21 protein-coding genes are annotated in these 18,740 nt (G+C 60.0%); 15 read left to right on the plus strand and 6 right to left on the minus strand.

The genetic code is table 11. The features are described 5' to 3' along the window. Positions 1-100 precede the first annotated feature (100 nt). From U5A08_RS06605 to ispD, 5 genes are all read left to right on the plus strand, one after another. The gene (locus U5A08_RS06605) at positions 101-1,732 is read left to right on the plus strand and encodes a CTP synthase (protein WP_247402490.1); all 1,632 of its coding nucleotides are present in this window, start codon (positions 101-103) and stop codon (positions 1,730-1,732) included. Positions 1,733-1,737: 5 nt separating this feature from the next. Then, positions 1,738-2,583, plus strand: a complete 846-nt coding sequence (gene kdsA / locus U5A08_RS06610; RefSeq protein ID WP_010563535.1) for a 3-deoxy-8-phosphooctulonate synthase — start codon at positions 1,738-1,740, stop codon at positions 2,581-2,583. Between the two features lie 152 nt (positions 2,584-2,735). Beyond that, on the plus strand, positions 2,736-4,025 hold the full coding sequence (eno, locus tag U5A08_RS06615) for a phosphopyruvate hydratase (RefSeq protein WP_253393778.1): 1,290 nt from the start codon (positions 2,736-2,738) through the stop codon (positions 4,023-4,025). Between the two features lie 171 nt (positions 4,026-4,196). After that, positions 4,197-4,475: a cell division protein FtsB gene (gene ftsB, locus U5A08_RS06620; protein ID WP_247402486.1), complete on the plus strand. Its 279-nt coding sequence runs from the start codon at positions 4,197-4,199 to the stop codon at positions 4,473-4,475. Next, positions 4,472-5,179, plus strand: a complete 708-nt coding sequence (gene ispD, locus U5A08_RS06625) for a 2-C-methyl-D-erythritol 4-phosphate cytidylyltransferase (RefSeq protein ID WP_321850858.1) — start codon at positions 4,472-4,474, stop codon at positions 5,177-5,179. Before ftsB ends, ispD begins: the two co-directional genes overlap by 4 nt. Before the next feature lie 111 nt (positions 5,180-5,290). On the opposite strand, the gene U5A08_RS06630 is transcribed toward ispD, so the two are convergent. Continuing rightward, positions 5,291-6,193 (minus strand): LysR substrate-binding domain-containing protein, encoded by a 903-nt coding sequence (locus tag U5A08_RS06630; protein WP_321850861.1) that lies wholly within the window; start codon positions 6,191-6,193, stop codon positions 5,291-5,293. A gap of 109 nt (positions 6,194-6,302) precedes the next feature. Here U5A08_RS06630 and U5A08_RS06635 point away from each other — a divergent pair, with 109 nt between their 5' ends. The 8 genes from U5A08_RS06635 to rpoS all read left to right on the plus strand — a co-directional run bounded on the left by U5A08_RS06635 (position 6,303) and on the right by rpoS (position 13,422). Continuing rightward, positions 6,303-7,415, plus strand: a complete 1,113-nt coding sequence (locus U5A08_RS06635) for an S-(hydroxymethyl)glutathione dehydrogenase/class III alcohol dehydrogenase (RefSeq protein WP_321850862.1) — start codon at positions 6,303-6,305, stop codon at positions 7,413-7,415. A gap of 8 nt (positions 7,416-7,423) precedes the next feature. Continuing rightward, positions 7,424-8,269, plus strand: coding sequence for an S-formylglutathione hydrolase (fghA, locus tag U5A08_RS06640; protein WP_253393783.1), 846 nt, complete (start codon positions 7,424-7,426; stop codon positions 8,267-8,269). A 54-nt stretch (positions 8,270-8,323) separates the two neighbouring features. Further along, positions 8,324-8,797: a 2-C-methyl-D-erythritol 2,4-cyclodiphosphate synthase gene (gene ispF / locus U5A08_RS06645; RefSeq protein ID WP_025855145.1), complete on the plus strand. Its 474-nt coding sequence runs from the start codon at positions 8,324-8,326 to the stop codon at positions 8,795-8,797. Beyond that, positions 8,794-9,852 carry a tRNA pseudouridine(13) synthase TruD gene (gene truD, locus U5A08_RS06650; RefSeq protein ID WP_247402477.1) on the plus strand — a complete coding sequence of 353 codons (1,059 nt, stop codon included), beginning with the start codon at positions 8,794-8,796 and terminating at the stop codon, positions 9,850-9,852. Before ispF ends, truD begins: the two co-directional genes overlap by 4 nt. Further along, positions 9,840-10,589: a 5'/3'-nucleotidase SurE gene (gene surE / locus U5A08_RS06655; protein WP_253393785.1), complete on the plus strand. Its 750-nt coding sequence runs from the start codon at positions 9,840-9,842 to the stop codon at positions 10,587-10,589. The genes truD and surE overlap by 13 nt, the downstream gene beginning before the upstream one ends. A 41-nt stretch (positions 10,590-10,630) precedes the next feature. Beyond that, a complete protein-coding gene (locus U5A08_RS06660) occupies positions 10,631-11,266 on the plus strand; it encodes a protein-L-isoaspartate(D-aspartate) O-methyltransferase (protein ID WP_247402496.1) in 636 nt (211 codons plus the stop codon). A 209-nt stretch (positions 11,267-11,475) separates the two neighbouring features. Beyond that, a complete protein-coding gene (locus U5A08_RS06665) occupies positions 11,476-12,312 on the plus strand; it encodes a peptidoglycan DD-metalloendopeptidase family protein (protein ID WP_253393787.1) in 837 nt (278 codons plus the stop codon). Between the two features lie 105 nt (positions 12,313-12,417). Further along, positions 12,418-13,422, plus strand: a complete 1,005-nt coding sequence (gene rpoS / locus U5A08_RS06670; RefSeq protein ID WP_247407571.1) for an RNA polymerase sigma factor RpoS — start codon at positions 12,418-12,420, stop codon at positions 13,420-13,422. A 184-nt stretch (positions 13,423-13,606) separates the two neighbouring features. On the opposite strand, the gene U5A08_RS06675 is transcribed toward rpoS, so the two are convergent. Continuing rightward, entirely contained in the window at positions 13,607-13,816 is a 210-nt protein-coding gene (locus U5A08_RS06675) for a cold-shock protein (RefSeq protein WP_002554837.1), read from the minus strand. 400 nt (positions 13,817-14,216) lie between these two features. On the opposite strand from U5A08_RS06675, the gene dcd reads away from it, so the two are divergent. Beyond that, positions 14,217-14,783: a dCTP deaminase gene (gene dcd / locus U5A08_RS06680; protein WP_058412395.1), complete on the plus strand. Its 567-nt coding sequence runs from the start codon at positions 14,217-14,219 to the stop codon at positions 14,781-14,783. A 107-nt stretch (positions 14,784-14,890) separates the two neighbouring features. Then, entirely contained in the window at positions 14,891-15,097 is a 207-nt protein-coding gene (locus U5A08_RS06685; protein WP_321850869.1) for a hypothetical protein, read from the plus strand. 253 nt (positions 15,098-15,350) lie between these two features. On the opposite strand, the gene U5A08_RS06690 is transcribed toward U5A08_RS06685, so the two are convergent. The 4 genes from U5A08_RS06690 to U5A08_RS06705 are packed head-to-tail and all read right to left on the minus strand — an operon-like array spanning position 15,351 to position 18,692. Further along, a complete protein-coding gene (locus tag U5A08_RS06690) occupies positions 15,351-16,115 on the minus strand; it encodes an ABC transporter ATP-binding protein (RefSeq protein WP_010563548.1) in 765 nt (254 codons plus the stop codon). 13 nt (positions 16,116-16,128) lie between these two features. Next, positions 16,129-17,247: a succinylglutamate desuccinylase/aspartoacylase family protein gene (locus tag U5A08_RS06695; protein ID WP_321850871.1), complete on the minus strand. Its 1,119-nt coding sequence runs from the start codon at positions 17,245-17,247 to the stop codon at positions 16,129-16,131. A gap of 9 nt (positions 17,248-17,256) precedes the next feature. Further along, positions 17,257-17,967 (minus strand): ABC transporter permease, encoded by a 711-nt coding sequence (locus U5A08_RS06700; RefSeq protein WP_247407182.1) that lies wholly within the window; start codon positions 17,965-17,967, stop codon positions 17,257-17,259. Further along, complete coding sequence (locus tag U5A08_RS06705; RefSeq protein WP_247407180.1) at positions 17,964-18,692, minus strand: ABC transporter permease; 729 nt, start codon at positions 18,690-18,692, stop codon at positions 17,964-17,966. Before U5A08_RS06705 ends, U5A08_RS06700 begins: the two co-directional genes overlap by 4 nt. Positions 18,693-18,740 lie beyond the last annotated feature (48 nt).

Genomic DNA, 18,740 nt, shown 5'->3' on the forward strand with positions numbered 1-18,740 from the left:
AAAGGTGCACTGTGATTAATGCAGGTGATCGGGGGCTTCGGCCTTCCTTCGCTTTCCCCGGCGGCTCGGACCGCTTTAACGCAGACTTCTAGGGTTTTTCATGACGCGCTACATATTCGTCACGGGCGGTGTTGTTTCTTCATTGGGGAAAGGCATTGCCTCCGCTTCATTGGCGGCCATCCTGGAGGCGCGGGGACTTAAGGTCACCATGCTCAAGCTGGACCCGTACATCAACGTTGACCCGGGCACCATGAGCCCGTTCCAGCACGGTGAAGTGTTCGTCACACACGACGGCGCAGAGACCGACCTGGACCTGGGCCACTACGAGCGGTTCATCCGCACGACCATGACCCAGAACAACAACTTCACCACCGGCCGTGTCTACGAACACGTGCTGCGCAAGGAGCGTCGTGGTGACTACCTGGGGGCAACCATCCAGGTGATCCCGCACATCACCGACGAAATCAAGCGCCGCATCATCAAGGGTGCAGGCGATGCCGACGTGGCGATGGTCGAGATCGGTGGCACCGTGGGTGACATCGAATCCCAACCGTTCCTCGAAGCCATCCGCCAGTTGCGTTTCGAAGTCGGCGCCAAGCGCGCGATGCTGATGCACCTGACACTGGTGCCGTACATCGCCACCGCCGGCGAAACCAAAACCAAGCCAACCCAGCACTCGGTCAAGGAACTGCGCTCCATCGGCCTGCAGCCGGACGTGCTGGTATGCCGTTCCGATCACCCGATCGATATTTCCTCGCGTCGCAAGATCGCGCAGTTCACCAACGTTGAAGAACGTGCGGTGATTGCTCTGGAAGACGCCGACACCATCTACAAGATCCCGGGCATCCTGCATTCCCAGGGCCTGGATGATTTTGTGGTCGAGCGTTTCGGCCTGCAATGCGGCGGCGCGGATCTGTCCGAGTGGGAAGCCGTGGTCGACGCCAAGCTCAACCCTGAGCACGAAGTCACCATCGCCATGGTCGGCAAGTACATGGAGCTGCTGGATGCGTACAAGTCGCTGATCGAAGCGATGAGCCACGCCGGTATCAGCAACCGTACCAAGGTCAACCTGCGCTATATCGATTCCGAAGACATCGAGAACCAGGGCACCGCACTGCTCGAAGGCGTTGACGCGATTCTCGTTCCAGGCGGTTTCGGCCTGCGTGGCGTGGAAGGCAAGATCACCGCCGTGCAGTACGCTCGTGAGCACAAGGTGCCGTACCTGGGGATCTGCCTGGGCATGCAAGTGGCCGTTATCGAGTTCGCCCGTAACGTGCTGGGCTGGAAAGACGCCAACTCCACCGAGTTCGATCATTCCAGCGGCCATCCGGTCGTAGGCCTGATCACCGAGTGGGAAGACGCCACCGGCGCCGTTGAAACCCGTACCGAATCGTCCGACCTGGGCGGCACCATGCGCCTCGGCGCGCAAGACTGCCTGCTGGAGACGGGGTCGCTGGTTCACGACTGCTACGGCAAGGACGTGATCGTCGAGCGCCACCGTCACCGCTACGAAGTGAACAACAACCTGCTGCCGCAGATCAAAGCAGCCGGCCTGAAAGTCTCCGGCCGCTCGGGCGATGGCAAGCTGGTCGAAGTGGTCGAGGCACCGGATCATCCGTGGTTCGTGGCGTGCCAGTTCCACCCTGAGTTCACCTCGACGCCGCGCGACGGTCACCCGTTGTTCAGCGGTTTCGTTAAAGCTGCACTGACGCAACATCAGAAGAAGGCGTGAACCTGATGGCCCAGAAGATCATTCGCGTAGGCGACATCGAGATTGCCAACGACAAGCCCATGGTGCTGTTCGGCGGCATGAACGTGCTGGAAAGCCGCGACATGGCGATGCAGGTCTGTGAAGAGTACGTGAAGGTTACCCAGAAACTGGGTATCCCTTATGTGTTCAAGGCCAGCTTCGACAAGGCCAACCGTTCGTCCGTGACGTCCTATCGCGGCCCGGGCCTTGAAGAAGGCATGCGGATCTTCCAGGACATCAAGCAAGCCTTCGGCGTGCCGATCATCACTGACGTCCACGAGCCTGAACAGGCTGCCGTGGTCGCCGAGGTGTGCGACATCATCCAGTTGCCGGCCTTCCTGTCGCGCCAGACCGACCTCGTGGTCGCCATGGCCAAGACCGGCGCGGTGATCAATATCAAGAAAGCCCAGTTCCTCGCGCCCCAGGAAATGAAACACATCCTGAACAAGTGCGTGGAAGCGGGTAACGACCAGTTGATCCTCTGCGAGCGCGGTTCGAGCTTCGGCTACAACAACCTCGTGGTGGACATGCTCGGTTTCGGCATCATGAAACAGTTCGAATACCCGGTGTTCTTCGACGTGACCCACGCGCTGCAAATGCCGGGTGGTCGCGCCGATTCCGCTGGCGGGCGTCGTGCCCAGGTATTGGATCTGGCCAAGGCGGGTATCAGCCAGTCCCTGGCCGGCCTGTTCCTGGAAGCCCACCCGGACCCGGACAACGCCAAATGCGACGGTCCTTGCGCCCTGCGCCTGGACAAACTGGAGCCATTCCTGGCCCAGCTCAAGCAATTGGACGAACTGGTCAAGAGTTTTCCGACGGTAGAGACCGCGTAAACGCCATTTCTCCGTGTAGGAGCCGAGCTTGCTCGCGATGCGGCCCGAGAGGGCACTATTCCTGGCAAGTTCGTTCTAAGTATTGCAATGTGCGCGACAAGTTAAATCGAGCGGTATAGAGCATTTTCGTCAACTTTGGAGTGTTTACAACAATGGCAAAAATCGTCGACATCAAAGGTCGTGAAGTTCTCGACTCCCGTGGCAACCCCACCGTCGAAGCCGACGTGCTTCTCGATAACGGCATCATCGGCAGCGCCTGCGCGCCGTCCGGTGCTTCCACAGGTTCCCGCGAAGCGCTGGAACTGCGTGATGGCGACAAGAGCCGTTATCTGGGTAAGGGTGTCCTCAAGGCGGTAGCCAACATCAACGGTCCGATTCGTGACCTGTTGCTGGGCAAAGACCCGCTGGACCAGAAAGCCCTGGACCACGCGATGATCAAGCTCGACGGCACTGAAAACAAAGGCAGCCTGGGCGCCAACGCCATCCTCGCCGTGTCCCTGGCCGCCGCCAAGGCCGCCGCCCAGGACCAGGACCTGCCGCTGTACGCGCACATCGCCAACCTCAACGGCACGCCGGGTGTGTACTCGATGCCGGTACCGATGATGAACATCATCAACGGTGGCGAGCACGCCGATAACAACGTCGACATCCAGGAATTCATGGTGCAGCCGGTTGGCGCCAAGACCTTCTCCGAAGGCCTGCGCATGGGCACCGAGATTTTCCATCACCTCAAGGCTGTCCTGAAGGCCCGTGGCCTGAGCACTGCCGTGGGTGACGAAGGTGGCTTCGCGCCGAACCTGGCGTCCAACGAAGATGCACTGAAAGTGATCTCCGAAGCCGTGGCCAACGCCGGCTACACCCTGGGCACCGACGTGACCCTGGCCCTGGACTGCGCTGCCAGCGAATTCTACGAAGACGGTAAATACAACCTGTCCGGCGAAGGCCAGGTGTTCAACTCCGAAGGGTTTGCCGAGTACCTCAAGGGCTTGACCCAGCGCTACCCGATCATCTCGATCGAAGACGGCCTGGACGAGTCCGACTGGGACGGCTGGAAAATTCTCACCGACAAGCTCGGCGAGAAGGTCCAACTGGTCGGCGACGATCTGTTCGTGACCAACACCAAGATCCTGAAAGAAGGCATCGACAAAAAGATCGCCAACTCGATCCTGATCAAGTTCAACCAGATCGGCACCCTGACCGAAACCCTGGAAGCCATCCAGATGGCCAAGGCTGCGGGCTACACCGCCGTGATCTCGCACCGCTCCGGCGAAACCGAAGACTCGACCATTGCCGACCTGGCCGTGGGCACCTCGGCCGGCCAGATCAAGACCGGCTCGCTGTGCCGTTCCGATCGCGTATCCAAGTACAACCAATTGCTGCGTATCGAAGAACAACTGGCAGGTAAAGCCAAGTACAACGGTCGCGGCGAGTTTCGCGGCTGATCAGTAAATGGTAAAAAGTCGGCAGGTTGTGTCGGAAAAATCACGAGAGTGTGAAATTCGACGCTAATCTGATGACGATCAAGCACAAGCCTGGGTCTTCCAGGCTTCGTGCTATCAGCTACTTTAAAAGTTTTGCATGGCTGTCTTTTTTCACTGGATACCCGATATTCGATGCGCAGTCCCAACTGGTTGTTCCTCGTCTTGCTCTTGTTGCTGGCTGGCCTGCAGTACCGCCTCTGGGTGGGTAATGGCAGCGTTGCGCAGGTAGAAGACCTGACCCAGCAAATTGCCGACCAGCACGCCGAAAACGAACGCCTGCTGGAGCGCAATCGCGTCCTCGATGCCGAGGTGCTTGAGCTGAAAAAAGGTACGGAGACCGTCGAAGAGCGGGCTCGTCATGAATTGGGCATGGTCAAGGAGGGCGAAACCCTCTACCAGTTGGCCCAATGAGTCACTGTTTACCGGCCTTCTGGGCCGTGATTCCTGCCGCGGGCGTCGGTGCCCGTATGGCTGCGGACCGTCCCAAGCAATACTTGCAACTGGGCGGGCGCACTATTCTCGAACACAGCCTTGGCTGTTTTCTCGACCACCCCTCGCTCAAGGGCCTGGTGGTCAGTCTTGCTGTTGATGACCCTTACTGGCCCAACCTGGCGTGTGCCGCTGACCCGCGTATTCAGCGGGCGGACGGTGGTTTGGAACGTTCGGGTTCGGTGCTCAATGCGCTGCTGCAGCTCAATGCACTGGGTGCCAGCGATGATGATTGGGTCTTGGTGCATGATGCGGCGCGGCCTAACCTGAGTCGTGATGACCTCGACACGTTGCTCGCCGAACTGGCGGATGACCCCGTGGGTGGCTTGCTGGCGGTGCCGGCCCGCGACACCCTCAAGCGCGTCGACAAGCATGGGCGCGTGGTCGAAACCGTCGACCGCAGCTTGATCTGGCAGGCCTACACGCCGCAGATGTTCCGCCTGGGTGCGTTGCATCGTGCGTTGGCCGACAGCCTGGTGGCCGATGCGGTGATCACCGACGAAGCCTCGGCCATGGAGTGGTCCGGCCAGGCGCCGCGACTGATTGAAGGGCGCTCGGACAATATCAAGGTGACCCGGCCCGAGGACCTGGAATGGCTGCGACTACGCTGGGCCAATCGGCTGTAGGAGCGAGCTTGCTCGCGAAAAACGTCAACGATAACGCGGACAATCTGGATTGAAGCGGCGCTCTCAGGTTTTTCGCGAGCAAGCTCGCTCCTACATAAACGATAAACGCCATCAATGCTCAGTACCGTACTCGGGCCGTTCGGCCAACCCTGTCTTTAAATACTCCACCAGCTTCCTGACCTTCGGCGACAAATGCCGCTGCTGCGGATACAACGCCCACACCGCCGTATTCGGCGGCTGATGCGCCTCCAGTAACGACACCAACGCGCCACTGTGCAAATGCTCCAGCACGTAATAGTCCGGCAACTGGCACAAGCCCACCCCTTGTAACGCCGCGTCCAATACCGCTTGCCCGCTGTTGCAGCGCCAGTTGCCTTGCACCCGTTGGGAAAATTCGCGCCCATCCTGGGCCAGTTGCCAGATGTCCGAGCTGCCGACCAGGCAGTTATGCCGACTCAATTCCGACAAACTATGTGGCCGCCCATACCGCGCAAGGTAGGACGGCGACGCGCACAAGTACATGCGTCGCGGCGCCAGGCGGCTGGCGACCATGCGCGAGTCTTGCAGGCGCCCCAGGCGAATTGCCAGGTCGAGGCCTTCGTGGACCAAATCCAACTGGCGATTGCTCAGCTCGATATCCACCCGCAGTTGCGGGTAAAGCCCCATGAACCGCGTCACCAGTGGCACGATAAACCGCTCGCCATACGCCACGGCGCAGGTCATGCGCAACATGCCCTTGGGCTCGCTGGCGAGGTCACCGACGGCGCGCAGGGCTTCTTCGCGGCCATCCTGCAGGCGCTGGCAGTGTTGCAGAAAGGTCTGGCCGGCTTCGGTCAGGGTCACCTTGCGGGTACTGCGATACAGCAAGCGCGTTTGCAGCCGTTCTTCCAGGCGTGCCACCTGTCGGCTGATGTGCGACGAAGACACCCCAAGGCGTTCCGCCGCCGCAGTGAATTGGCTGCATTCAGCGACGGCGACGAACTCATCGATGCCTTCCCAGCGGTTTTCCAGCATGGCGATTATCCCTGTACAGCAATAAAGTTTTGCTTTTGCCTGGATTATTAATCAGTCAGCCATGTTTTACACTCACCGCCTCAGTTTTTAACTCCCTGGAGAAACCCGGATGATCAAGTCCCGCGCGGCTGTAGCCTTCGAAGCCAAGAAGCCCCTTGAGATCGTTGAAGTGGATGTCGCCATGCCCAAGGCCGGCGAAGTGCTGTTGCGCGTGGTCGCGTCCGGCGTGTGCCATACCGACGCCTACACCTTGTCGGGCGCCGACCCGGAAGGCATCTTCCCGTCGATTCTCGGCCATGAAGGCGGTGCCGTGGTTGAAGCGATCGGCGAGGGCGTGACCTCGGTTGCCGTCGGCGACCATGTGATCCCGCTGTACACCCCGGAATGCGGCAAGTGCAAATTCTGTCTGTCGGGCAAGACCAACCTGTGCCAGGCGATTCGTGCCACCCAGGGCAAAGGCCTGATGCCCGATGGCACCACGCGGTTTTCCTACAAGGGTCAGCCGATTTTCCACTACATGGGCACCTCGACCTTTTCCGAGTACACCGTGCTGCCGGAAATTTCCGTGGCGAAGATTCCTAAAGACGCGCCGCTGGAAAAAGTCTGCCTGCTCGGCTGTGGCGTCACCACCGGTATCGGTGCGGTGATCAACACCGCCAAGGTCAAGCCCGGCGATACCGTCGCCATCTTCGGCCTCGGCGGTATCGGCCTGTCGGCGGTGATCGGTGCGGTAAAAGCCAAGGCCGGTCGCATCATCGCCATCGACATCAACCCGGCCAAGTTCGAAATCGCCAAGCAACTGGGCGCCACCGACTGCATCAACCCGAAAGACTACGACCGCCCGATCCAGGACGTGATTGTCGATTTGACTGACGGCGGCGTGGACTTTTCCTTCGAGTGCATCGGCAACGTGCAACTGATGCGCGCCGCCCTTGAATGCTGTCACAAAGGCTGGGGCGAATCGGTGATCATCGGCGTTGCCGGTGCCGGCCAGGAAATTTCCACCCGTCCATTCCAACTGGTGACCGGCCGCGTCTGGCGCGGTTCGGCCTTCGGCGGCGTGCGTGGTCGGACTGAATTGCCCAGCTACGTGGAAATGGCCCAGAACGGCGAGATCCCGTTGGACACCTTCATCACCCACACCATGGGCCTGGAAGACATCAACAAAGCGTTTGAGCTGATGCATGAAGGCAAGAGCATTCGTACCGTCATCCACTTCTGAGGTCGGCCATGAGTCTGGAAAACCTGTCGTGCCAGAAGAGCTTCGGCGGCTGGCATAAACGCTACAAGCATCATTCTGACGTGCTCGGTTGCGACATGACCTTCGCCGTCTACCTGCCGCCGCAGGCGGAGCAGGGCGGCAAGCTGCCGGTGGTGTACTGGCTGTCCGGGTTGACCTGCACCGATGAAAACTTCATGCAGAAAGCCGGCGCCCAGCGCGTGGCGGCCGAACTGGGGCTGATCATCGTCGCGCCGGACACCAGCCCCCGTGGCCCCGGTGTGCCGGGCGATCCGGACAACGCCTGGGATTTCGGCCTGGGAGCCGGTTTCTATCTGAATGCCACCCAGGAACCCTGGGCCAAGCACTATCGGATGCATGACTACGTGGTGCAGGAATTGCCGGCGTTGGTTGAAGCGCATTTCCCTGCTTCGGATAAACGCGGTATCAGCGGCCACTCCATGGGCGGCCACGGTGCGCTGGTGTGTGCATTGCGCAACCCCGGGCGTTACCTATCGGTGTCGGCGTTTTCGCCGATCAACAACCCGATGGATTGCCCATGGGGCCAGAAAGCCTTCTCCCGTTACCTGGGCGAAGAACGTTCGAAGTGGCGCGAGTGGGACGCTTGCGTGCTGATCAGCGAAACCTCGGAAAAACTGCCATTGCTGGTGGACCAGGGCGACCGCGACGACTTCCTCGCGGTGCAGCTCAAGCCCGAAGCCTTGCAGCAAGCGGCGAAAGCGGCCAATCACCCGCTCGAACTGCGCCTGCAACCCGGCTACGACCACAGCTACTTCTTTATCGCCAGCTTCATCGAAGACCATTTGCGACATCATGGTCGTGCTTTGCTCGGTTAATATGCGACAAAAGTAGGTAGAATCACGCCCTGAATTAAATCGGGGCGTTTTTTTATGCGTATTGGCCACGGCTACGATGTGCACCGTTTCGCTGAAGGCGATTTCATCACTTTGGGCGGTGTGCGCATTGCGCACCACCATGGGTTGCTGGCTCATTCCGACGGCGATGTCGTGTTGCACGCCTTGAGCGACGCCTTGCTCGGCGCAGCGGCGCTCGGCGATATCGGCAAGCACTTTCCGGACACCGACCCGACCTTCAAGGGCGCGGACAGCCGCGTATTGCTACGCCATGTGGTCGGACTGATCCACGCCAAAGGCTGGAAAGTCGGCAACGTCGATAACACCATCGTGGCCCAGGCGCCGAAAATGGCCCCCCACATCGAGTCGATGCGCGCGCTGATCGCCGCGGATCTGCACATTGAATTGGATCAAGTGAACGTGAAAGCCACCACCACCGAAAAGCTCGGGTTTACCGGTCGTGAAGAGGGCATCGCGGTGCACTCCGTCGCCTTGTTGCTGCGCGCATGAACGACCAGCAACTGTTGGGCCCGCGGGCCTATGGCGAGGCTTTGGGCAGCGCCGTATTGAAGGCTACCGCTGAAGATTTCCAGGTCGACGAAGTGCTCGATATCCCGCTGACCGGCGAGGGTGAGCACCTGTGGCTGTGGGTGGAAAAGCGTGGCCTCAACACTGAAGAGGCCGCCCGCCGGATCGCCAAGGCCGCCGGCGTGCCGTTGCGCACCGTCAGTTATGCCGGGCTCAAGGATCGCCAGGCGTTGACCCGCCAGTGGTTCAGTGTACAACTGCCGGGCAAGGCTGATCCGGACCTGAGCGGCGCGGAAAACGACACCCTCAAGATCCTCAAGACCGGCCGTCACAAGCGCAAGCTGCAACGCGGTGCCCATTCGGCCAACGGCTTTACCTTGCGCCTGACGCAACTGGCGGGGGATCACGCGGCCATTGATGCACGCCTGCAACTGATCGCCCAGCACGGCATTCCCAATTATTTCGGCACCCAGCGTTTTGGCCACAACGGCGGCAATGTGGTGGATGCGCGTGAGTGGGCGGCTCGCAAGGCCTTGCCGGAGCAGCGCAATGTGCGTTCGCGGTTGCTGTCGACGGCGCGCAGTTTCCTCTTCAACAAAGTGTTGGCAGCGCGTGTCGCGGACGGTTCCTGGCAGCGTGCCCAGGTCGGCGATCTTCTGGCCTTCACCGACAGTCGCAGTTTTTTTCCGGCGGGGGAGGCTGAATGCAGCGACCCGCGCCTGGCGATCCTGGACCTGCACCCCACCGGACCGCAGTGGGGCGAAGGCGATTCGCCGGCTACCGGTGCAACCCATGCACTGGAGCAGGCGGTTGCCGCCAGTGAAGCCGACCTGCGCGATTGGCTGGTGAATGCCGGCATGAGCCAGGAACGTCGCATTCTGCGACTGCCCATTGGCGGGTTGACGTGGCATTATCCCGGGCCTGACATTCTGCAATTGGAATTCGTCCTACCGGCCGGATGCTTCGCCACTGTCTTGGTGCGCGAGCTTGTTGATCTGGTGCCGGTGGGGCAGACGGACAGCCCATGCGTATTCTGATATCAAATGACGACGGTGCCACCGCACCTGGCCTCGCCGCGCTTCATGCTGCGCTGGCGGATTACGCCGAGTGCGTGGTGGTTGCCCCCGACCAGGACAAGAGCGGCGCCAGCAGTTCGCTGACGCTCGACCGTCCGCTGCACGTGCACGTTCTGGCCAATGGCTATATCAGCGTGAACGGCACCCCCACCGACTGCGTACACCTGGCGATCAACAGTTTGTTGGATCAGGAGCCGGACCTGGTGGTGTCGGGCATCAACCTTGGCGCCAACCTGGGCGATGACGTGCTGTATTCCGGCACCGTGGCGGCCGCCCTTGAAGGGCGCTTCCTGGGGCGGACCTCGTTCGCCTTCTCGTTGGCCTCGCGCCAATTGGATAACCTGCCGACTGCCGCCTATTTCGCGCGCAAGCTGGTGGAAGCCCACGGTTCCCTCGATCTGCCGCCCCGGACGGTGCTTAACGTCAATATCCCCAATTTGCCCATCGAGCATATTCGCGGCATCCAGCTCACGCGCCTGGGCCATCGCGCCCGTGCGGCGGCGCCGTTGAAGGTGGTCGACCCACGTGGCAAGGAAGGTTATTGGATCGCCGCCGCAGGCGATGCCGAAGACGGCGGTCCGGGCACCGATTTTCATGCGGTGATGCAAGGCTATGTCTCGATTACCCCGTTGCAACTCGATCGCACCTTCAGTGATGCCTTCAGTAGTCTCGATGGCTGGCTGGAGGGCTTGCGCTGATGGCTCGTGAACAAGACGACCTGCTGCGTCGCGGTATAGGGATGACTTCCCAGCGTACCCGCGAGCGTCTGATCCAGCGCCTGTACGAAGAGGGCCTGTCCAATGCCCAGGTGCTGGAAGTGATCCGGCGCACGCCTCGGCACCTGTTTGTCGATGAGGCCCTGGCCCATCGCGCCTATGAAGACACGGCGTTGCCGATCGGGCATAACCAGACCATTTCCCAGCCGTACATGGTAGCGCGCATGAGCGAACTCCTGCTGGAGGCGGGCCCGTTGGACAAGGTGCTGGAGATCGGCACCGGTTCCGGCTACCAGACTGCCGTGCTGTCGCAACTGGTGGAGCGTGTGTTCTCGGTGGAGCGCATCAAGGTGCTGCAGGATCGCGCCAAGGAACGTCTGGTGGAGCTGAACCTGCGCAACGTGGTGTTCCGCTGGGGCGATGGCTGGGAAGGCTGGCCGGCGCTGGCGCCCTACAACGGCATCATCGTCACCGCAGTCGCCACCGATGTGCCGCAGGCGTTGCTCGATCAACTGGCCCCTGGCGGCCGGCTGGTGATCCCGGTGGGTTCCGGTGAAGTGCAACAATTGATGCTCATTATCCGTGAAGAGGAAGGCTTTTCGCGGCATGTGCTCGGCGCTGTGCGTTTCGTGCCGTTGCTCAATGGCCCGCTCGCCTGATCATTTATTCGCGCGCAGTGAATTCTGTTGGCGGGGATGTGTCTTACGGCGGGGTCTATAGAGTCAACATGATTGGTCGTTGGTTTTAAACGCGATGAATTTTTCGTTTCAGTCGTGTGCCAGTAAAAAGCCAATGCCCAGTTATACTTACGACATATTTCAAGCCTGATACAGGCATTCATGTTCAGCCACCACAAAGGGAGCGGCGGGTGAGTCTCACAGGTCTTGCGCAGCGTATGAGTAAAACAAGCTTTCAGCGACTGGTGCTTGGCCTTGTCTTGAGTTCCTTATTGGCAGCTTGTTCGAGCACGCCTTCCGGGGGCGCGAGGGTGGTTGACCGCACCAACGCAGCACCGCAAAAACCGACCGTGACCACGGGGCAATATGTGGTGCGTAAGGGCGATACGATGTTTTCGATCGCCTTCCGTTATGGCTGGGACTACAAGGCGCTCGCCGCGCGTAACAATATTCCTGCGCCCTACACGATACATCCGGGTCAGACCATTCGCTTCGATGGACGCACCGGTTCAACGTCGACGGCAGTTGTGACAAACACCGGATCTTCGCCCTCGTCTTCGAGCAAAACCACGATCATTACGCGGCCTGCGGGCACCGCCGCGCCTACGGTTGCGAGCAAGCCGGCAGCCGCGCCGCTGCCGCCTGCGGGGCCTGCACCGAGCGGTTGGGGATGGCCTTCAAACGGTGTATTAATTGGAAAATTCTCTTCAAACGGCAGTTTGAATAAAGGCATTGATATCGCCGGGGATTTGGGACAGCCTGTTTTAGCTGCGTCTGATGGGACAGTGGTGTACGCCGGGAGTGGTTTGCGGGGCTACGGCGAGCTGGTCATCATCAAACACAGCGATACCTACGTCAGTGCTTACGGCCACAACCGTAGGCTGTTGGTTCGGGAGGGGCAGCAGGTCAAAGTCGGACAGACAATTGCCGAAATGGGGTCAACTGGTACAGACCGGGTGAAACTGCACTTTGAGATTCGCCGCCAAGGGAAGCCTGTAGATCCGCTGCAATTTCTACCCCGTCGTTGATGTGTTGCCAGCCTGTTCCCTCGCGTAGAAGGAACAGGCTCCAGCGTTGCCAAGGATAAAGGCGTCGCTTGAGCTTGAGGTCGAACTCACCAAAGGACTATAACAATGGCTCTCAGTAAAGAAGCGCCGGAGTTTGACATCGACGATGAGGTTCTCCTTATGGAGACCGGCATCGCTACGGAATCGATGTCGAATGAGGGATCAGCTGTACCTTCAGTTCGCACCAAATCCAAGAACTCCACTGCGTTAAAACAGCACAAGTACATTGACTACACGCGGGCGCTCGATGCGACCCAGCTGTACCTCAATGAGATCGGTTTTTCCCCTCTGCTGACTCCCGAAGAAGAAGTCCATTTTGCGCGCTTGTCGCAAAAGGGCGATCCGGCTGGGCGCAAGCGCATGATTGAAAGCAACCTGCGCCTGGTGGTGAAAATCGCCCGACGCTACGTCAATCGAGGGCTGTCCCTGTTGGACCTGATCGAGGAGGGCAACCTCGGCTTGATTCGGGCGGTGGAGAAGTTCGACCCTGAGCGGGGCTTCCGCTTCTCGACCTACGCCACCTGGTGGATTCGTCAGACCATCGAACGGGCGATCATGAATCAGACCCGCACGATCCGGTTGCCGATCCATGTGGTCAAGGAGCTCAACGTCTACCTGCGGGCTGCGCGTGAGCTGACCCAAAAACTCGATCATGAACCCTCGCCCGAAGAAATCGCCAACCTGCTGGAAAAGCCGGTAGGCGAGGTCAAGCGCATGCTCGGTCTTAACGAGCGCGTGTCCTCGGTCGACGTCTCGCTGGGCCCGGATTCGGATAAAACCCTGCTGGACACCCTGACGGATGATCGCCCGACGGATCCTTGCGAGCTGTTGCAGGACGATGATCTTTCCCAAAGCATTGATCAGTGGCTGTCGGAACTTACCGACAAGCAGCGCGAGGTGGTGATTCGCCGCTTCGGCCTGCGTGGCCATGAGAGCAGTACCCTGGAGGATGTAGGCCAGGAGATCGGCCTGACCCGTGAGCGGGTGCGCCAGATCCAGGTAGAAGGGCTCAAGCGCTTGCGTGAGATCCTGGAGAAGAATGGCTTGTCGAGTGAGTCGTTGTTTCAATAACGACGCAGCATGAATGTGGGAGGGGGCTTGCCCCCGATGGCAGTGGTTCAGTCACTGGATGTATCGACTGACCCACCGCTATCGGGGGCAAGCCCCCTCCCACATTATTTATGTATGTCCAAATCCCAGGCATAAAAAAACCCCGCTTTTAAGGGCGGGGTTCTTTCGACTAAGTCAGTACAAGTTAGATAACTTGAACTTCTTCAGCTTGCATGCCTTTCTGACCGCGGGTAGCGATGAAAGAAACCTGTTGGCCTTCTTTCAGGCTTTTGAAGCCGTCGGATTGGATAGCTTTGAAGTGAACGAACAGGTCGTCACCGGATTGTGGAGTGATGAAGCCGAAGCCTTTTTCATCGTTGAACCACTTAACGGTACCAGTTTGGCGATTAGACATGGTGTATCTCCTTGGACAAAGTTAACTGCGACTCAGGAAAAGCCCTGGCCGAGACTGAGTGCAAAGAGCAGGAAAAATTCTTGGAGATGGTTGGATCGAAATTCAACATATCGTGTAGAGATTCTCAGTGACACAAGCAGCACAGTGGCGCCACCTTAACCCTTTTTCCGGAACGTGCCAATGGTATTTCCGAAGGTTTCTCTATTTTCGTGACTGGCGGTGGTATTTACGTTGATTGCGCACGCCGATTTGGGGCCTGGCCCCGCTGGCTGCGGCTTATACAAGGCGGGCATTGATCAAGACATTCATTAACAAAAGTCCCACGCCCTTTGAACCCCAACGCCCACCCCGGTAAGATGCCCAACAGAATTTTTCCACCTCGCTATTCAGGACACCCGCCATGAGCATCAAATCGGACAAGTGGATTCGCCGCATGGCGCAAGAGCACGGCATGATCGAACCGTTCGTTGAGCGCCAGATCCGTGGTGAAGGCGCTGATCGTGTGATTTCGTATGGTGTTTCCAGCTACGGCTACGACGTGCGTTGTGCCGATGAATTCAAGGTGTTCACCAACATCAACTCGGCCACCGTCGATCCGAAAAACTTCGATGAAAAGAGCTTCGTCGACGTCAAGAGCGACGTGTGCATCATCCCGCCCAACTCCTTCGCCCTGGCGCGCACCGTGGAATTTTTCCGCATTCCCCGCGACGTGCTGACCATCTGCCTGGGTAAAAGCACTTACGCGCGCTGTGGCATTATCGTCAACGTAACGCCGCTTGAGCCGGAGTGGGAAGGCCACGTCACCCTGGAGTTCTCCAACACCACCACCCTGCCGGCGAAGATCTACGCCAACGAAGGCGTGGCGCAGATGCTGTTCCTGCAGTCCGATGAGGCCTGTGAAGTGTCCTACAAAGACCGTGGCGGCAAGTACCAGGGCCAGCGCGGCGTCACCCTGCCACGCGCCTGATCGAAACGTCCTACGCGTAAAGGGAATTAGTCTGGGGAAAGTGACTCTATTGGGTGTACTGCCTCGGTGCGTGCAAAACGCGCCGAGCCACGCTTGAGGAGTACCTTATGAAGATCGACCCGCGAATCAGCGCCGAACTCGCCCGGCTTGAACCCAACCAGATTGGTGTTCTGGCCTGGTCCCTGATGGCCGACCCTGCTTATGCGGGTGGTATCCCCGGTCAACCTGAGCCCGATTCCCCGTACCCTACCGAACCCGACGAACCTGGCGAACCGACCCTTCCGGACGAGCCGCCGCCCGTGCCGATGGCCTGATGCCTGCAGGTTGGGAAATGGTCAGTTCTCCAACCGACTGGCCATGGTTCCTGGCGGCCGGTCACAAAAGTTCGCCGTTGGTCGTCCTGTTCCACTGAATATCCCCAGCAAAAGCCCCAAACACCGGCAGCAGGCCGCTTGCGGGTTTTGCCGCGATCACGTTCATGCGTCGGCTCGGCAGGCCCTCAGCGCGCTCAGGCGGCGCTGCTGGGGGGGGGCGAGTGGGGCGCTTGCGGTACCGCTCAGCAAAAATTCACTTCAAATTGCCACTCAGGAATTGTTGCAGGCGCTCACTCTTCGGGTTGCCCAGCACATCCTCTGGCGTGCCTTGCTCTTCCACCAAGCCCTTGTGCAGGAACAGCACCTGGCTCGACACCTTGCGCGCAAAGCTCATCTCGTGGGTCACCATGATCATGGTGCGGCCTTCCTCGGCCAGGCCCTGGATCACCTTCAGCACTTCACCCACCAGCTCCGGGTCGAGGGCCGAGGTGGGTTCGTCGAACAGCATCACCTCCGGCTCCATCGCCAAGGCGCGGGCGATGGCCACGCGTTGTTGCTGGCCACCGGAGAGAAACGCCGGGTATTGATCGGCCACGCGGGCCGGCAGGCCGACTTTGTCCAGGTAACGACGGGCACGGTCCTCGGCGTCTTTCTTACTGCAGCCCAGCACCCGGCGCGGGGCCATGGTGATGTTTTCCAGCACGCTCATGTGGCTCCACAGGTTGAAGTGTTGGAACACCATCGCCAGGCGTGTGCGCAGGCGCTGCAGCTCGGCGTCGTCGGCCACGCGCATGCCGTGGCGGTCGCTGACCATGCGGATCGGCTTGTCGTCGAGGGTCATCGCGCCGTCGTTGGGGGTTTCCAGAAAGTTGATGCAGCGCAGGAAGGTGCTCTTGCCCGAGCCGCTGGCGCCGATCAGGCTGATCACGTCACCGGTCTTGGCCTTGAGCGAGACGCCTTTGAGCACTTCATTGTCGCCATAGCTTTTATGCAGGCCTTCAACGGTCAGTTTGTACATGGGGCGTGCATCCTCAAGGCGAAAGTAGGTAGCCGCTGCGGTAGGCCTCTGAGCCTGCAACATGGCCGATGACCATCCCAGCAGTGGCCATGCGCCGCAGCGAACGGGCGTAAAGCAGGCCGGCGTTTTTGCAATGCACAGGCGTTACGCGGTCAGTAATGGGGTCGATGATTTCGGCGATCAGTTGCCCGGCTTCGAGGTATTCGCCGGGCAAGGCGCTGAACACCAGCAAGCCGCCGACCGGCGTCGCTACCGGTTCGACGCCCGCCAACGGGGTGGCCGGGTAGGGCAGGTCGGGCAGGGGGGGCACGTCGCCGGCAATCGCGCCGAAGTGAATCAGGTAGTCGATGATCGCCTGGCAGTCGAGGCCGGCCAGGCCATGGTTGACGTCGCCCTGGCCGCGCAGTTCGACGGTCACCGAAAAACAGCCCATAGGGATCGGGAAGCGCTCGCCGAAGCGTTGCTGCAACTGCCACCACATCAGGGTGAAGCACTCATCGAAGGATTGCCCGCCGGAATCGGTGGCCAGCAAGTTGGCCTCAGAGCCGATATACCGCGCCAGCGGCTCCACCTGCGGCCAGGCCTCGGGCGTGGTGTACAGGTGCGCCACGGCTTCGAAGTCGCAATGCAGGTCCAGCACCATGTCGGCATCACAGGCCAGGCGTTGCAGTACCAGGCGTTGGGATTGCAACTGAGTCGTGACGGTTTGCTCCGCCAGGGCGGTGGACAGCGCCGCGCGGATCAGTTCGACGTTGCGCTGGGGATCGTCCCCGAGCACATCCTTGACCTGATCACCCACCTCTTCACTGAGGTCGACAAACAGACGGTTGAAGTTCTGCCCGCTTTCCAACTCATAGCGGCCCAGTGGGATGTCCATCAACACTTGTTCGAGGCCCGCCGGGTTGGCGATGGGCACCAGCACAATCTCGCTGCGCAAGCGCCCGGCGGCGGCCAGTTGCGCCAGGCGTGCCTTGAGGTGCCAGGCCACCAGCATGCCCGGCAGTTCATCGGCATGCAGCGACGCCTGGATGTAGATCTTGTGTTCGGCCTGCTCCGGGCCGAAGTGGAAGCTGTGAATCTGCCGCGCCGTGCCTGGCACCGGCGCGATCAGTTCATGGATCTGATGACGCATGAAGGCTCCTTAATGGCTCGGCCCGAGGAAAGCCAGCCAGCGGCGCTCCGCCAGACGAAACAGACCGACCAGGGCAAAGGTCACGGTCAGGTAGATCAGCGCAGCGATACCGAATGATTGAAAGGTCATAAAGGTGGCCGAGTTGGCGTCCCGGGCCACTTTGAGAATGTCCGGGATCGTCGCGGTAAACGCCACCGTCGTCGAGTGCAGCATCAAAATCACTTCATTGCTGTAGTACGGCAATGAACGGCGCAGGGCCGACGGCATGATCACGTAGGCATACAGCTTCCAGCCGCTGAGGCCGTAGGCTTTGGCCGCTTCGACTTCGCCGTGGGCCATGCTGCGGATCGCCCCGGCGAAAATCTCGGTGGTGTAGGCGCAGGTATTGAGGGCAAAGGCCAGGACCGTGCAGTTCATCGCATCGCGAAAGAACGCATCCAGCACCGGTTGGGCGCGCACGGCGGCGATGCTGTAGATGCCGGTGTAACAGATCAGCAATTGGATATAGAGCGGCGTGCCACGAAACAGGTAGGTGTAGAACTGCACCGGCCAGCGCACCAGGGGGTTACGCGATACTCTGGCGATGGACAGCGGGATCGACACCAGAAAACCGATCACCAGTGAGGCGCTGAGCAGCCACATGGTCATGGCCAGGCCGGTGATGTGCTGGCCGTCGCTGTAAAGGAATGGACGCCAGTATTCCTGCAAGAGTTCGATCATCGCACGGCCTCCCGGGAGCCTGCCGAATAGCGACGTTCAAGACGGCGCAGGACAAAGTTGGACGCACTGGTGATCAGCAGGTAGATCAATGCGGCGACCACCAGGAAGTAAAACAGTTGATAGGTGCTCTTGCCGGCATCCTGCGCGGCCTTGACCAGGTCTGCCAGGCCGATGATCGACACCAGTGCGGTGGCCTTGAGCATCACCATCCAGTTGTTGCCGATGCCCGGTAGGGCAAAGCGCATCATTTGCGGGAAGGTCACGTAGCGAAACCGCTGCCCGCGTTTGAGGCCGTAAGCCGTGGCGGCTTCCAGTTGGCCACGGGGCACCGCGAGGATCGCGCCGCGAAAGGTTTCGGTGAAGTACGCACCGTAAATAAAGCCCAGGGTGATCACCCCGGCGCTGAATGGGTCGATCTCGATGTATTCCCATTCCATGAAGTCTGTAAGACCGGTCAGCCAGGTTTGCAGGCTGTAGAAAATCAGCAGCATCAGCACCAGGTCGGGCACGCCACGAATCAGCGTGGTGTAGAGCTGGGCGGGAATGCGCAGGAAGGGCAGGCTGGACAGTTTGGCGCTGGCGCCGAGCAGGCCCAGCAACACGCTGACGGCCAGGGACAGCACCGACAACTTGATGGTCATCCAGGTGCCTTGTAGCAACAGCGGGCCGAAACCCTTCAAACTGAGCGCGCTCAGCCCGAGGGTTTGCAACAGTTCTTCGAACATAAATCAGGACCTATGGCGATAAAAAAGCGCCCCTCGCGGGAAGGGGCG

Source organism: Pseudomonas paraveronii (genome assembly GCF_963681955.1).
GTDB classification, from domain to species: Bacteria; Pseudomonadota; Gammaproteobacteria; order Pseudomonadales; family Pseudomonadaceae; genus Aquipseudomonas; species Aquipseudomonas paraveronii.